The following is a 15,580-nucleotide window of genomic DNA, read 5'->3' as shown; positions in this document are numbered from 1 at the left end:
GAAGGCGAGGCTCGCCTACGCTGATGGGATGGCCGGGGCTGCGATGGCTCTGTTGAACAGACGTTCTTACACCCCTCGCTTATAACGCGCCCTGCTTTTAGGGCGCGACTTTCAACTGGAAAAGGAATGTGCTGTGAATAACACCGTCTTGATCACTGGCGCAGCCTCGGGCATGGGCAAGGCAACAGCGCTGCTACTAGCCGAGCATGGGTATACCGTCTATGCCGGTATCAGGAATGATAGCCAGGAGCTGCTCGACGAGGCCGGCGCGCGCGGTCTCACCATCCATACCGTGTCGCTTGATGTGCAGGATACGATGTCCATTCAGAACGCCGTCCAGCATGTCATAGCGAACGAAGGCAAGATCGATGTGTTGGTGAACAACGCGGGCTTCGGGCTTCTTGCGACATTGGAAGAAGGAACCGATGAGGAGATCTTCAAGCAGTTCGATGTGAATGTGTTTGGACTCATCAAGATGACCCGCGAGGTGCTTCCTCATATGCGAGAGGCGGGCAGCGGCGTGATCATCAACATTTCCTCCTTCCTTGGCAGAATGGGGCTTCCCTTGCTGTCGCATTACAATGCCAGTAAATACGCTGTCGAGGGTATTACCGACTCCCTGAGGTTCGAGGTGGCTCCTTTCGGCATCAGGGTGCACTCTGTTCTCGCCGGCTTGTTCGGGACCAACTTCGTGAAGAAAGGCCTTGTCGCCAACAGCAGGACAACCGGCGACGACTCTCCCTACAAGGAGCTGGTTTCCCATCTTGTGCCGATCGTTGCCAAGGCCATCAATGAGGGCCCGGACCCACTGCCGATAGCGCAGGCCGTAAAGTCCCTCATCGAGAATGAAGATAGCGAGATTGCCGTCAAGGTCGGGCAGGAGGCAGAGCTATTCGTGCCCATGCGCAAAAATATGGAGGACAAGGCCTTCGAAGCGAAGATAATGGAAACCTTCGGCTTATAACCCGCGGAATTTGCGTGTGTTTCCTGGCGCATAGGCCTTTTGATGTGACGCAGTGCCGCCCGGCAAAGTGATCGCAGTGAAGGGCATTCGATGAAAAGGCCATCGCGGCAACACGCGGCAGCATGACGCGCAGGAGAAACCGGATGGCCTACCTGGGATTGGCCGTGGGCCTGCTGCTGGCGTTGGTACTGATAACCGTGCTGGCCATGCAGGCTTGGCGCTTGGCCGATAACCGTGCGGCGGATTTCGCCTGGGCCTGGCTACAATCCCAAGCGCCCGAGTCCATTGGTGAATTCGATCCCACCATGGTCGAAGACCTGCCCGACGCAGCACGGCGCTACTTCCTTTTCACCATGGTACCGGGTACGCCACTTCATGTGGTCAGCGAGATCCGCATGGCAGGCGAGATCGGCCTTGGCAACAAGGAAGCCCCCGGCTACCGCCCAATGAAGGCACGCCAGATCCTCGCCCCGCCGCACGGCTTCATCTGGCGGCTCGAACAGGCCGGCTCCGGCCTAATGCAGATGAGCGGCTCTGATGGCATGGGGGAAGGTCGTTCCTGGACCCGTTTCTGGCTGAACAAGACGCTTCCCGTTGCCAGGGCAGGGGGCGACGAAAACCACCTGCGCGCATCCTTCGGTCGCGCGGTGGCAGACGCCGCCTTCTGGGCCCCAGCAGCCTTGCTCCCCCAAGATGGTGTGCGCTGGGAAGAGACGGGCGAGCTAAACCGAGCGCGAGCGGTAATCACGCACGGCACCCTGGAGCAATCAATAGAAATCGCCGTAGCCGAAGATGGCCGACCGCTCTGGGTGCAGTTCCCACGCTGGAGCAACGCCAACCCCGAGAAGGAATGGAGGCTCCAGCCCTTCGGCGGCTATCTTGACGACTTCCGCAATTTCGAAGGTTTGACCCTGCCCACCAGGGTCGAGGCGGGAAACCACTTTGGCACAGAGGCGTACTTTCCCTTCTTCCGGGCGAGGGTGGAGCAGGTGCGGTTTCCAGTGCCGTAGCGCTTCTTTACGGTTGTCGGGTTTCGTTGACCCGGCACATGGGACAAACCATCCCTCGGTGCTAGGCTGAATCCCAGAACACAAGAACGCCATATCCCATTCGCAAGGGAAAGCACCATGGCAACGGATTCCACCGAGCCCCCAATCACCCTGCACCCGCATTACCAGCAGGCGCAGGTGTGCATCGATGGCACCCTGGACGCTGACACCACCCGCGCCATCGAACTCCGCGAACGCGGCTACCCGCCACGGCAGTACATTCCCCGCAAGGATGCGCGGATGTATTTACTGACGCCTTCCGAGACCGTGACCCACTGCCCGTTCAAGGGCGATGCCAGCTACTACTCCTTTGGCGAGCATGAGGATGTGGCGTGGAGCTATGAGCGATCAAAGGAAGGGATGGATACGATTGAGGGAAGGCTGGTGTTCTACCGAGGAGTGAGTGGATGTCCGGTTGCGCCTCGAAGCTGATATGCCGACGAAGGCAGCATACGCGTTCAACAGTATTGTGTAAAAATCAGTGTTTTTTAACAAGGAGGTAGTTATGAAAAAAATTGCGTTATCAACTATTTATGTTGCTTTGATTGCTACTATTTCAGGTTGTGTCTCTGGTCCTTCCTACACGATTGAAAAAGGTGGGTGAAGGAGGACGTAAGCTATGAACAATCAAGGAAACAGCTCTTTGAGTGCAAAGAAAAAGCGAAAGATAATGCCGAAAGAGAGACGCAAATAGGTGGGCTAACCGAAAGCTGCATGACCTTGGAAGGGTATAAGTGGAGTTAGTATAAGAAAAGAATTTAATGAAGAACTTGCTATCATGCATTTAACAAAATCAGGCAGAGGAACCGCTTAGCCGCCGCTTCACTCTGATTATTTGTCCCCTGCTGCTGGCCTTATGTTATAAGGCGCTAAAGGTCTGCTTTTGGTTTTAATCCAACAGCTCTCTCGGTCTGCGTCGTCGGTGCTGCAACTGAGTTGCCGGATTGGCTCTTTATCCTGTCCGGCGGCTGTCATCGACATCATCCGCAAGCCAGGCTTTTATCGGTGATTGGTAAGGCATGTCACGTTCGTTGGCCTTGATCTTGATACGGTCGAGTAGCGTTTCAGGTAGTCGGAGCGAGATGGTTTTCGTCGAAGGCTTCAGTTTCGGAAAAGAGGCGGGTTGTGCCTGGCTCCAGCCCTCGTAGTCAGATGAGTCGCGGGCTTTCCAGAAGCCCCGTTCTTCGGCTTCGCTTTCGAGCTCAGGTATCTTTTTTTGCTTGCTCATAAATAGCCCTCTCCTTGCGGTGCATGGCGCGAGCGGAAATCTCGTCTCCCACTTTCTGACTCACCACTACCCGGTTCCTGCCGTCGTGCTTGCCGACGTAGAGGGCCTGGTCCGCCTGCTTTATCAGGGTGGCCAGGTCGGTCTCCTCATCGAGAACCCCGGCGATGCCGATGGTGACGGTGAGGCGGTGGTCGGGCATGTCTTCCATCACCGGCAGTTCGGTGACCTTCCTCTGTAGGCGCTCCGCCACCATTTTCGCGTCTTTCAGGTGGGTCTCCGGCAAGGCCACGATGAACTCTTCGCCTCCGAAACGCCCGATCACGTCCTGGGGCCTGAGGGACCTCTTGCAGGTTTCAGCGATCGATGTCAGCACCCGATCTCCGTGGATGTGCCCCCAGGTATCGTTGATGGACTTGAAGTGGTCCACGTCGATCATGAACAGGCTGAATGGCGCCGTGTCATGTTGCGAGCGCAGCAGCAGCGCCTGGGCTCGCTTCATGAAATGGCTGCGACTGTCCAGGCCCGTCAATTCATCCCGCTCGGCGAGCAAACGCAGCTGCGCTTCAAGCGATTTTCGGTGGGTTATTTCCTCGACCAGTTGGTGGTTCTGGACACGCTCTTCCTGCAGTAGCGCGAATTGTTTGCGCTGCAGTTTTTCCAGGCGAAGCAGGGCAAAGAAACCCACGACGTTGGTCATGATCAGCAGCAGCACGATGCGCAGCGCGATCACGGCAGGAATGTCCGCCACCATCATCGCCGCGGCCAGGAAGCCCAGGTTCAGATAGAGGCTGGCGATGGCCACGATGGGCAGCAGGTTGGGGATCAGCAGGTAGAACGCCATGGTGGCCACCACCACCGCGGTAACTTGGGTGGGGAGGCTCTCAGGGCGCAGGGGAACGATCAGGATGATGGCCGTCGCCAGTATCCACAGGGGCAGGGCGTGCAGCCAGGACTTGCGAGAATAGTCGCCAACGCGTCCGATCAGGAATGCCAGAATCAGGCAGGAGACCACCACTATGAGACGCATAGCTAGCAGTAGATAGAGCTCTGTGCTCACGCCGGTGTAGTGGTAGTCGGAAATGGCAAACATTCCGAAGACCAGGGCCGCCACGCTCAGCGCCAGGCAGGACTCGCGTCGAACCCTGGGCGCGATGTCCCGGCGATACATCGCTTCCCTGCCCGGTTCGTGAAATTGACCGGTCAGCCGGTTCAACCGGTCTCTAGTTATGGGTGACGACAAAGGTCGATTCTCCCCGTCCTGTAGTCATTGAAAATTTCACCGTCGTGGCACTCGTGGCGAGGCCCCTCCTGCCGGCCTGAAGCAATCTAAGTGTTTCAAGATGGCGGGAAAACAGGTGGGTGCCTCCTCTCATATTGTCCCCAACCCACTCACCCTCATCACTCGCCTCTCCACCGCATCCAGCAGCTGGCCTCGACCGGTTTCGACCAGCGTAAGCCAGTCCCGTGCGCGGGTGATGCCGGTGTAGATAAGCTCCCGCGTCAGGATGGGGTTGGGGGCGTCGGGGAGCAGCAAGGCGGTGTGGATGAACTCCGAGCCCTGGGATTTGTGCACCGTCATGGCGAAGACGGTCTCCACCGCCTGCAGGCGGCTGGGTAGCACCCACTTGATCTGGCCGCTGCCGTCGCTTGCGGGGAAGGCGACGCGCAGCAGCTTTCTTCCCGGCTGGCGGGCGTCGGGCAGTGCCAGGGTGATGCCGATATCGCCGTTCATCAGCCCCAGGCCGTAGTCGTTGCGGGTGACTAGCACCGGGCGACCTTCGAACCAGCCCTGTTCCAGCTCCGGATCGCTGGCCTGAAGCCAGCCGGCGCGACGCAGGGCGCGGCCGATGCGTGGGTTGAGCCCCTCGATACCCCAGGGGCCGCGACGCAGGGCGCAGAGCAACTGGAAGCGGCCATGGGCGGCCAGCACCGCTCGAGCCCAATCGTCGAAGGGCGCACGTTCTATGCTGCCGGCCTCGCCGAAGCTTGGCTGGTCGGGGCGATGCTGAGCCAACACTTCCAGGTAGTGGCGGTAGCCGATCGGTGGGGCGATGGGTTCTCCGCTACGGTCGGTTCGGCCCTGGCCGTGGTTGATAAAGCCGGCAGGGTTGCCTTCCACCACCAGGCGGTCCAGCGACGGGTCCTCGGCATCATTTAGGCGCAGGTGGGCCAGGTCGGCGTAGCCGGACTCATGCTCGAACACCTTGCGCACGGCGCGGCGCTTCTCCCTGGTGGTATGACTGGCATCCAGTGGGCGATTGACTGCCTCGGCGAGCTGGCCGATACCGCTTGTAGCATCGAAGCGGTGGCTGACCCGCAGCATGGCGATGGCCTGGTCCAGCGGGTGGCCGTGAGTGCCGTTCGAGGCGTCGAGGTACTTGGAGGGCAGGGGCGTGCCGGTCACCGCCTCCAGCCAGTCGGCGGTCTCGGGCGTGTAGTGGCCGCCTTCGGCACGCTGGCAGAGATCGCCCAGCACCGCGCCGGCCTCCACCGAGGCGAGCTGGTCCTTGTCGCCGAGCAGCACCAGGCGGGCGCGGGGCGGCAGGGCGGTGAGCACTGCCGCCATCATCTCGATATCCACCATGGAGACCTCGTCGATCACCAGTACGTCCAGGGCCAGCGGGTTGCCGGCGTGGTGGCGGAAGTGGCGGGTGTCCGGTCGGGAGCCGAGCAGGCGGTGGAGGGTGGTGACTTCGGTGGGGATGGCTTTTTGGAGTAGCGCTACTGCGCTCGACGATACTGCGTTGGAGCCCTCCTCAAACTGCTCATTTACGTCTTGTAAACTCCGCGTTTTTGTCGGGTTCCGCCTTGTCTCGTCTTCGCTCGCTACGCGCTCGAGCAAGGGGGCAATAGAGGTCAGATCCAATCCCGACACCTGCCCGGCGATGGATTCGTTGAGACGTGCGGCGGCCTTGCCGGTGGGAGCGGCGAGGCGGATGCGCAGGGCCTGGCCGCCTTCCCGGCCGAGCTGCAGGGTCTGGAGCAGGGCGAGTAGCTTGACCACGGTGGTGGTCTTGCCGGTGCCGGGGCCGCCGGTGATCACCGCGAAGGGCGAGCGGGCGGCCAGGGCGCAGGCGGCCTTTTGCCAGTCGAGGGTGTCGGTGGCGGGGAAGAGGGCGTCCAGGGCCGTGGCCAGATTGGCGGTGTTCCTGCTGTAGGAACCGTCATCCAGACGGGCGGCGATCTGCTGGCGGATATCCTGCTCGTACTGCCAGTAACGGCGCAGGTAGAGCCGGGGGCCTTGGTGTTGATGACCGGGCGCGGTGGCGCTGCTCACCAAGGGGGTGTAGCCGGGGGCGCCGCTGTCGCCGTCTGCGACCAGGGTGGGATGGGCGAGCGCTTCCCGCCAGGCGTCCAGGGTCAGGCCGCCGAGCGCCTGGCTGGGCAGCGGCGGCGGGTCGCTGAGGTCATCGCCTTCCGGCGGAAGCGAGAGCGCCAGGTCGGGGGCCTCCAGGGTCGCTGCCAGGTCGAGGCAGACATGGCCGCGGCCGAGCTGGTGGCTGGCCAGGGCCACGGCGAGCAGCAGCGGCGCAGGGGCATCGGGGACCTCGCGATGCAGGAAGACCACCAGGGCGCGGTCCAGGGCGCGCAGCCAGCCGCGTTCCACCCAGCGGTCGAGAAGGGCGATGAGGGCATCGACATCTTCCAGGACCTGGTTCATGCCGGTGCCTCCGTATCGGTCGGCGCCGGGATGGCGCCCGACTGGCCATCGCCCTGGAAGAGGGCATCCAACGCCTCGATCAGTGCCCGCGGTGGGCGCTCGCCATGCACCCCGCGTCCATCTGCATGGGCGCCCCTGAGGAAGACGGTCAGCGAGCCGCCGATATGGCGGTCGTAGTCGTAGCCCGGCAGGCGCGAGGCGAGCAGCCGATGCAGCGCCAGCAGGTAGAGGGCGGCCTGGAGGTCGTAGCGCTTGTCGAGCATGGCGTCATGCATGGCTGCCGGGGTGTAGGCGTCGTCGTCCGGCCCCAGGTGGTTGGACTTCCAGTCGAGCACGTAGTAGCGCCCCTCGAACTCGAAGACCAGGTCGATGAAGCCCTTGAGCATGCCGTTCAGGGTGTCGGCATCCAGCGCCGGCCGCGGCTCGCCGGCCAGGGTCTGGGTGCTGACCAGCCTATCCAGGGCGCGGGTGTCGACCCGGCTGGCGGCGAACCAGAACTCCATCTCCACCTGGTAGTCGGTGAGTGCGTCGAGCCGCACCGCGCTTGCGTCGGGCAGCGGCAGCGGGGTCTCCAGCAGGGCGGCGAGCCAGGCGTCCAGGGTGGCGAGCCAGGTGGTCCAGCCGCGCAGTTGGGTGCGCCGGGCGAGCATGTCCTCGCGCTGGGTGGCATCCCGGCTGGCCCGGGAGAAGCCGAGGCGGCCTGCCCACTCCAGCAGGCCATGGAGGAAGGTGCCAGGGCCGGGGCCTCTCGGGAATCGATGAAGGTCGGGAACGGTTCGATGATGCTCCAGATCCGGCTGTGCACTGTCATGGGGCTCGTCGAGCACCTCGAAGGCGGTAGCCTCCAAGGCGGTGGCCGGCTCCGGCAGCGCGGGTGTGTCCTCCGCAGCGTCATCATCGACCAGCGGCGTGGCGATCCGGCCGGAGGTGCGCAGTGCCGAGTAGCTGGCGATCCACCACTGCTCTCGGGCCGGGCGGCTCGGAAGCAGCGCCTCGCCCGGTCTGGCCTGATGCTCCCGGGGGTGGAACTGCATCGCGGTGGCGGGCGGTGTCGCCTCGATGGCGATGGCGGGTTCGGCGCCCTTGAGTGCCGCCAGGGCGGCGGTGAATTCCTCCGGGTCCAGCGGCGCCCCCTCGGCTAGCAGCTGGCCGATGGCGCTCTGCTCCCCGCCCTTGAGCGGCGCCATGCCCAGCCAGGTGGCGTGACGGGCGCGGGTCAGCGCCACATAGAGCTTGCGCAGGTCCTCGCCCAGGCGTTCGCGGTCGGCCAGCGCCAGGGTCGTCTCGTCGGCCTCCAGGCCGATGCGTAGCCGGCCCTCGGCGTCGTGCCAGCGCAGCGGCGAATCGCTGGCCTTGGTGGCGCGGTGCCCGCAGATGAAGGGCAGGAATACCAGCGGGTATTCAAGGCCCTTGGACTTGTGGATGGTGATCACCTTCACCAGGTCGGCGTCGCTCTCCAGGCGCAGCTTGTGGGTGTCGCCCTGGTCGTCGGGGTCGGCGATGGATTCGGCGAGAAAGCGGATCAGGGCGTGTTCGCCATCCAGCTCCTGGCTGGCATGCTGCAGCAGCTCGCCCAGGTGAAGGAGGTCGGTGAGATATCTTTCCCCTTCACTGGTCGGGCCACTTGCCAGCAGCCGACCGGGCACCTCGAAGTCGTTCATCAGCCGGCGCAGCAGCGGCAGCACCCCCTGGCGCTGCCAGAGCCTGTGGTAGTTGCGGAACTGCATCACCCGCGCCTCCCAGGCCAGTTCGTCCTGCCCTTGTGAAGAGCCGAGGTGGTCGAGCTCGGCCAGGCCCAGCCCCAGGGTGCGGGTGGCCAGGGCGGCGCGCAGCCGGCGTTCGTCATCGGGGTCGGCGCAGGCGCGCAGCCAGGCGTCGAGCTCGGCCGCCATGGGCGAGGCGAAGACCTTGTCCTTGTCCGAGAGGTAGACGCTCTTCACCCCGCGCCTGGCCAGGGACTTGCGGATGGCACGGGCCTCACCCAGGCCGTTGACCAGCACCGCCATGTCCGAGGGCGCCAGGGGCTTGAGCGTCTCGCCCTCGTGGAAACTCGCCTCGCCGCGCCGGCCGCTCTCCAGCAGCGCGACCATTCGCGAAGCACAGCGCTCGGCCATCTCGCCGTGGTAGGCGGTCTTCGAGAGCGGCTCGTCAGCCTCCAACTGCCAGAGGGTCATGGCGGTCTGTGGCAGGCCGTCGATGACGAGGGCGTCCTTGCGGCCCTTGGCCTTCACGCTGACGAAGGGGACGGGGTTTGTGCCGTCGCCCTGCTTGAAGAGGAAGGCGCCGTCCGGGTGGGCCTCGGCGAACTCGAAGCAGCGGTTGACCGCGGCGACCATGGCGCTGCTGGAGCGGTAGTTGGTGCCCAGGGTGACGTGGCGGCCCGCGGTGTCGCGGCGCGCCTGCAGGTAGGTGTAGATGTCCGCGCCGCGAAAGGCGTAGATCGCCTGCTTGGGATCGCCGATCAGGAAGATGCCGTTTTCCCTGGAATGGCCCCGGGCGTTATCGGCCAGTCGGTAGACCCGGTCGAAGATGCGGTACTGCACCGGGTCGGTGTCCTGGAACTCGTCGACCAGTGCCACCGGGAACTGGCGGTGGATCTGAGCGGCCAGGGCCTCGCCACTCGGGCCTGCCAGTGCCCGGTCCAGGTGGGTGAGCAGCTCGTTGGGGCCCATCTCGGCACGCCGCTCCTGCTCACGCTCGAGCCGCGCCCGGCACCACTGGACGGCATGGGTCAGCAGGTCGGGCCGCGGGTCGGGCAGGTCGTCGAGCGCCGCGGACAGTTCGGCCAGGGCTTCCCAGGCTTGCGGGACGGGGGGTTCGCCCTCGAGCCAGATCTCCGCCATGCCCTGCGGGGTCAGGCGCTTCCAGGCGGCATCAGTGAGTGCCGGGTGAGTCTCCTCGGACTCGCACCAGTCGCGCAGGGCCCCTAGCCAGTTGGCGCGGCTCCGGGCATTGAAGCTCTGGCCCTTGAAGGCCTTGCGCTTGGCGGCCTCCTCCAGGGCGGGCACTAGCTCGTCGAGCCAGGCCGGCCAGGGCGCCTTGAGCTCGGCGAGCCGGGTCTCGATCTCGGCACGGGTGGCGGCCAGGGTCTCGGCGGGGGGCGGTGCGTCGGGCGGCAGGGCATCGGCTTCGGGAAGCAGCCGCCGCACTGCCTCGTGAAGTTCGCTAGGGGACTTCCAGTAGCGGATGATTTCGGCCAGTGCCTCGGCATCCAGCGGGTAGTAGAAGCTGCGCCAGTAGTCGCGCACCACCTCCTGCTCCAGCTCGCCCTGGTCGGTCTCCAGCTCCAGCGAGAAGAGGCTGCCGCTGTCGAAGGCGTGCTCGCGCAGCATGCGGTAGCACCAGCTGTGGATGGTGGAGACCGCGGCCTCGTCCATCCACTCGGCGGCCAGTTGCAGGCGCCGGGCGCAGGCGGGCCAGGTGGCAGGCTCATATTGGTCGCGGAGGGCGATGAGCAGCGGATCGACATCCCCGCTACGACCTGTCCCCGGCGCCTCTTTGTCATGATCCTCGGCGAGAAAGACCTCGGCGGCCTCGACCAGCCGGCTACGGATACGATCGCGCAGCTCCTGGGTGGCGGCGTTGGTGAAGGTCACCACCAGGATCTCCGGCGGCGTGAGCGGGCGCGAGAAGGCCGCTTCGTCATCGGCGTGGCGGGCGCCGAGCACCAGGCGCACGTAGAGCAGGGCGATGGTGAAGGTCTTGCCTGTACCCGCACTGGCCTCGATGAGGCGGCTGCCGTGCAGGGGAAACGTCAATGGATCGAGCTGGCTGATTTCACTCATTTGCCGTCTCCCCTCTGTTTATCCCCTTTAAGGGCCACGTAGAGCGGTGCCAGCAGCCGTTCGGTCAGCGTAGCGAAGTCCAGGCCGTCGCCTGGAGCGGCGTAGAACAGCGCTTCGAAGTCGGGCCAGCGGTGGGCCAGGTAGGGGTTGCGGTCCACCTCGCCGGCGGAGAAATCATCGCCCTCGTATACCTTGCGAGCGGCGTGCCAGGCATCGCTGCCGGGGCCCTGGTTGTTGAGAGAGCCTTCAATGCCGCTTGCCTGCTTGTCGATCTTGCCTAGCCAGGCGAAGGCGCTGTCACACGCCAGCGGCAGCGGCGCCTGCATGCCGGCCTGCCAGCCGACGATCAGCGCCTGCAGCCGGCGCCGCGCTGTCTCGGCATCCAATGGGGCGAAGGTGACGCTGCCGGCCCTGGAGAGCAATTCGGTGGTCATCGGCGCCTCGAGGTTGCCGGCCAGGTGGGCGACCCAGGGGCGCAGCAGCTGGGCCCAACGATACTTCTTGTTCTTGATCAGGCTGCTGCTGGAGAGCAGTAGCCGGCAGCGCTCCCCGGTGTCGCTGAGGCGCAGCTGGTCGAGCCAGTCTTCCAGCGGCAGGGTGTTGACGTCGTCAAACAAGGCCAGGCGCACCGGCTCGGGCTCCTCCACGGCATGGGGCCAGCGGTCGAGCGCCTGCTGGTAGGCCTCGAAGAGCGCCTCCATGGGCTCGGCGAGCTGCTCGCGCATGCGGCCCCCGAAGGCGCCCATGGCCAGCACGCCCTGGCCCTCCAGCCGCTCGAGTGTAGCGTTCATCGCCTCCAGGCGCGGCTCGCCAGCGTCGATGGCGCGGCGCTGTGCCTGGATCAGGGTGTCCTGCAGCTGCCAGAGCGTGAGGCCGTCGAGGCTGAAGGGCTCCTGGTCCAGGCTGGTGACGTCCTCGCGCTCCAGGAAGACCCGTAGTCGGGTGTTGAAGAAGGCCTTGGTGGGGTCGCGCAGAAAATTTCCGAGTTGGACCAGGGTCAGCGGGTTCTCCTGAACAAAGGTGCCGAGTTCGCTTTCCTCCCTGGCCGGCGCTCGCTCGCCATGCACGTCGTGCCATTCATGGGCGTAGGTGAAGAGGCGCCTGGCCGAGACGTTCCGCGAGGCCTGTTCCGCTTGGGCGGGGAAATAGGCGCGGCTGAAGGGCTGCAGCGGGTGCTCGGTGGTCAGGGCGGTGAGCAGGTCGCCGCCCTCTTCGTCTCCATCGGCCGCGGTGCGCCAGCCAGCGGCCAGGTGATCGCGCAGCTGGCCGACTAGCACCGAGGGCGGCTTGTCGGCGTTGTCGACGATGCTGCGGCCCACCCAACTGATATAGAGCTGACGGCGCGCCGAGAGCAGTGCCTCGAGGAAGAGGTAGCGGTCGTCCTCGCGGCGCGAGCGGTCGCCGGGGCGGTAGTCGCCGTTCATCAGGTCGAAGTCCAGCGGCGGGTGGCTGCGGGGGTAGTCGCCGTCATTCATGCCCAGCAGGCAGACGCGCTTGAAGGGGATGGCGCGCATGGGCATCAGGGTGGCGAAGTTGACCGCCCCGGCCAGGAAGCGCTGGGAAAGGCTGTGCTCGTCGATCTGTCCCAGCCAGTGTTCGCGGACGATGGTCAGCGGCAGCTCGCGCTCCAGGCCGGCCTCGCGGGAGCTCTCGCCGAAATCCTGCAGGGCCTGCTCGAGGCGCGACAACATCAGGCTGTCGTGGGCCTCTTCGGCCAGGAAGCAGGCCTCTAGCAGCTCGCGCAGGCGGATCACCCAGCCCTCGGCGTCGGTGGGCTCGCGCAGCCGCCGCCACTGGGTCTCGAGGGTCTCCAGCAACTGCGCCAGGGGGCCGGCCAGGCCCGCCTCCAGGCCGCCGATGTCATCGAAGGGCTCGATGCCCTGCCAGGCGCCGCCGGCGCTGCCGACCGTATAACCCAGCAGCAGGCGACGCAGGCCGAAGGCCCAGGTGTTCTGCTCCAGGCCTTCGGGCAGGTCAAGGCTGCCGCGCTGGCGAGCGTGCAGGCCCCAGCGGATACCCGCGCCCTCGATCCAGCGCGCCAGCGTCGGCAGGTTCTCTTCACTGAGGCCGAAGCGGGCACGCAGCGCGGGTACCTCCATCAGGTCGAGCAGGTCGCTCACCGAGACGCGCAGCTCCGGCAGGCGCAGCAGCTTCTCCAGGGCGATCAGCAGCGGCAGGCGGTGGCGGCTGGCCTGGTCGGAGAGGGTGTAGGGGATGTATCGCGGGTCGTCATGGGGGACCTGGTCCTTCGCATACTGGCCGAAGACCGCCTGGATATGCGGCGCGTAGTGGTCGATATCGGGAACCATGACGATGATGTCCCGCGGGCGCAGCTCCGGGTCGGCGCTGAAGGCGGCGAGCAACTGGTCGTGGAGGATCTCTACCTCGCGCTGGGGGCCGTGGGCGACATGGAAGACGATGGAGTCGTCGTGAGTCGGGTCCACCGCCGGCCAGGTGTCGCGGGTCTCGGCCACCGGGCGCAGCGCGCGGATGTCGTCCTGCAGCTGCTGCAGCAGAAGCCCTGGGCCAGCCTCGGGCAGGCAGGACTCGAAGAGGTCGATGCGCAGCGCCTCGCGCTCGAACAGCCCCTGGTAGGCGCTGGCGTCGTCGTGCTCGTCGAGCAGTCGCAGGTAGTCGCGGCCCTGCTTGCCCCAGGCGGCGAGCAGCGGCTGGGCATGGAGGTGCAGGCTGGCCTCGCCGTCGGCCTCGCCGAGCACATCCAGGCGCTCGGGCATGCCTTCCTTGCGCCGCTGGCGGCGTCTTTCGGCACGCAGCAGCTCGCGATGCTCGATGATATCGGCCCAGTAGTGCTCGCAGGGATTGTGCACGCAGAGCACCACCTGGCTGACCCGGGCGATGGCGGCCAGGGCCTCCAGGGCCTGGCGGGGCAGCGAGGAGATGCCGAACACCAGGATTCGACGCGGCAGGCCGGACGGAGGAGCCGTCTGGTCGAGAGACTCGGCGGCATCGAGGAAGCGCCGATGCACCCGGGCACGGCTGGAGTCGATGCCGGCCTGGCCCTGGGTCGTGGCGACGTCATCGCATAGCGCCCGCCAGACCGCGGGCTGCCAGCGTTGGGTGGCATCCAGCTCGTGCGATTGGCCGCGGGCATCGATCAGCACGTCTTCCCCCGCCGCCCAGGCCTCGAGCCAGTCGGCGCGATAGACCTGGTACTGGTCGAAGAGGTCGGCGAGGCGCTCGGCGAGCTGGTGGTGCTTGCGCAGGTCGTCGTCATCGGCCAGGAAGCGTGCCAGGGGGGCGAAGTCATCCCGGGAAAGCAGCTCGGGCAGCAGGCGCAGCAGCCGCCACACCAGCCGCGACTTGTCGAAGGGCGAAGTGGCGGGCACCGCCTGGTCGTCGCCGCTGGCATGCCCTTCATGATGAGTGAGCACCGCCCGGTAGGCTTGCCACAGGAAGCGTGCCGGCAGGGTCACATCCAGCGCCGCGGCGATGCCGGCCCCGCCGTTGGCCGGATCCTCGGCCAGGGCCAGCTTGAGCCACTGGCCGATGCCGTTGCTCTGCACCAGGATCATTTCGTTCTCCAGCGGCCCCAGCGGATGCTGGCGCATCCACTCCACCGTCAGGCCGCGCAGTGCCTCCAGGCGGTTGCCGTGGATCACCATGAAGCCGGGTTGGAGGGCGGGCGACGCAGCGAGGGGCATGGCGGGTTTTCCAATTACGATGAACCCCGCCATGGTGCCATAAATGCAGAAATGCGGTTTTGCCGTTTTGCGGTTATACAGAGCCAGGCGGAAGCGGAATTGCATTGCCAGGGCGCAAGCGGAGGGCTTCGCTATTGCCTAATACCCTTCAAGCGAATCCGTATGCCAATTGATGACGCTCAGTTCCGAAATGCGGGAAAACTCTCTCCTTGCGTGTCACCAGGGTGGCTCGATGGCGGATCGCCGTGGCGGCGATCAGTATATCCATCGGTCCAATGGGCGTGCCCTGGCGTTCAAGGGTGGCGCACAAGCTCGCTGCCACATCGGCGCATCCATTGTCGAAGGGCAGTTTCCATATTGGTTGCAACAAGGTTTCCAGCGCCTGCAAGCGAGGGCGAGAGGCTTCGTCGGGCAATCGTTTCAACCCGTGCTTGAGTTCGTACACGACGATGGCCGGTACCGCCAAGTCGGAGGGTTTGAGTGCCAGTATGCGTGTCACTACCTGAGGGTCGGCCCGGAAATAGTAGCTAATGGTGTTGCTGTCGAGCGCCGGCATCAGAACCCTATTCTGCGCACGTCGTACGCCGTGTCGAGGGCGGGGGCGTCTTCACGCAGTGGAAATTCGGGGAAGGTGCCGGCCAGCGCCCGGCAGGACTCCGGCCATTGGTCATGAGCGTGACGGCGAATCAATTCAGCCACCCAGCGACTCTTCGACTGACCGGTGGCCTTGGCCTGTGTAGCGACCAAGGCTTCGGACTCTTCATCAAGGTAAAGCGTGATCTGAGTCATGGCTGACTTCCGCTGAAGGATAGGCAATCCCTTAATCCAATATCCAAAACAATTATATATGTCCACTTATACTGCTGGGCAATCTATCAGGGGGCACCCTCAGGGCTATCGCAGTTGAGCGAACTGACGAATGAGGCTCAGTAAGTAGTCGTCATTCCAGCCTGCTTGCTTTCGCTTTCCTTTCATAGACCCTTTGGAAGGCTCTAACTTGGCCACATTGAACGCCAGTCGGCGCAGCAGGGCCAGGTTCTCAGGGCCATGATCTCGGCGATGGCGGCTCTGGTCTTCCTGCATCGTGACGTCCAGCACCCAATGGAGGCGATTCTCTATTCCCCAGTGCTCGCGTGTCACGTCGACCAGCTGCTCCGGCGACAGCGCGTCACTCAGGAGATAGTAAGCGACTTCTTCGGTGGTCTTGTCAGCCAGCTCACGACGGCGAGTA

At 64.8% G+C, this 15,580-nt stretch carries 11 protein-coding genes; 3 read left to right on the top strand and 8 right to left on the bottom strand.

The window, feature by feature from the left end:
• Window positions 1–133 precede the first annotated feature (133 nt).
• From BMY30_RS16840 to BMY30_RS16830, 3 genes are all read left to right on the top strand, one after another.
• Window positions 134–964, top strand: a complete 831-nt coding sequence (locus tag BMY30_RS16840; RefSeq protein ID WP_089715857.1) for an SDR family oxidoreductase — start codon at window positions 134–136, stop codon at window positions 962–964.
• 143 nt (window positions 965–1,107) lie between these two features.
• Window positions 1,108–1,974: a DUF6544 family protein gene (locus tag BMY30_RS16835; RefSeq protein ID WP_089715856.1), complete on the top strand. Its 867-nt coding sequence runs from the start codon at window positions 1,108–1,110 to the stop codon at window positions 1,972–1,974.
• Window positions 1,975–2,091: 117 nt separating this feature from the next.
• On the top strand, window positions 2,092–2,445 hold the full coding sequence (locus tag BMY30_RS16830; RefSeq protein ID WP_089715855.1) for a DUF427 domain-containing protein: 354 nt from the start codon (window positions 2,092–2,094) through the stop codon (window positions 2,443–2,445).
• Between the two features lie 520 nt (window positions 2,446–2,965).
• On the opposite strand, the gene BMY30_RS16825 is transcribed toward BMY30_RS16830, so the two are convergent.
• The 8 genes from BMY30_RS16825 to BMY30_RS16790 form a co-directional block, all read right to left on the bottom strand.
• Window positions 2,966–3,241: a BrnA antitoxin family protein gene (locus tag BMY30_RS16825; protein ID WP_089715854.1), complete on the bottom strand. Its 276-nt coding sequence runs from the start codon at window positions 3,239–3,241 to the stop codon at window positions 2,966–2,968.
• Entirely contained in the window at window positions 3,216–4,454 is a 1,239-nt protein-coding gene (locus BMY30_RS16820) for a GGDEF domain-containing protein (RefSeq protein ID WP_244516259.1), read from the bottom strand. Before BMY30_RS16820 ends, BMY30_RS16825 begins: the two co-directional genes overlap by 26 nt.
• A gap of 156 nt (window positions 4,455–4,610) precedes the next feature.
• On the bottom strand, window positions 4,611–6,902 hold the full coding sequence (gene recD, locus BMY30_RS16815; RefSeq protein WP_089715852.1) for an exodeoxyribonuclease V subunit alpha: 2,292 nt from the start codon (window positions 6,900–6,902) through the stop codon (window positions 4,611–4,613).
• Entirely contained in the window at window positions 6,899–10,687 is a 3,789-nt protein-coding gene (recB, locus tag BMY30_RS16810) for an exodeoxyribonuclease V subunit beta (RefSeq protein WP_089715851.1), read from the bottom strand. Before recB ends, recD begins: the two co-directional genes overlap by 4 nt.
• Window positions 10,684–14,349: an exodeoxyribonuclease V subunit gamma gene (gene recC / locus BMY30_RS16805; protein WP_089715850.1), complete on the bottom strand. Its 3,666-nt coding sequence runs from the start codon at window positions 14,347–14,349 to the stop codon at window positions 10,684–10,686. The genes recB and recC overlap by 4 nt, the downstream gene beginning before the upstream one ends.
• Window positions 14,350–14,497: 148 nt before the next feature.
• Window positions 14,498–14,905, bottom strand: coding sequence for a PIN domain-containing protein (locus tag BMY30_RS16800; RefSeq protein WP_211607384.1), 408 nt, complete (start codon window positions 14,903–14,905; stop codon window positions 14,498–14,500).
• Window positions 14,905–15,138 carry a CopG family transcriptional regulator gene (locus BMY30_RS16795; protein ID WP_089715849.1) on the bottom strand — a complete coding sequence of 78 codons (234 nt, stop codon included), beginning with the start codon at window positions 15,136–15,138 and terminating at the stop codon, window positions 14,905–14,907. Before BMY30_RS16795 ends, BMY30_RS16800 begins: the two co-directional genes overlap by 1 nt.
• Before the next feature lie 105 nt (window positions 15,139–15,243).
• The coding region (locus tag BMY30_RS16790) for an ISAs1 family transposase (protein ID WP_139195548.1) at window positions 15,244–15,580 on the bottom strand (337 nt) is incomplete at its 5' end.

Source organism: Halomonas daqiaonensis (assembly GCF_900109725.1).
In the GTDB taxonomy this organism is placed as follows: Bacteria; Pseudomonadota; Gammaproteobacteria; order Pseudomonadales; family Halomonadaceae; genus Halomonas; species Halomonas daqiaonensis.
Note: the sequence above shows the minus strand (reverse complement) of the source record. Positions and strands in the feature narration are given on the sequence as shown.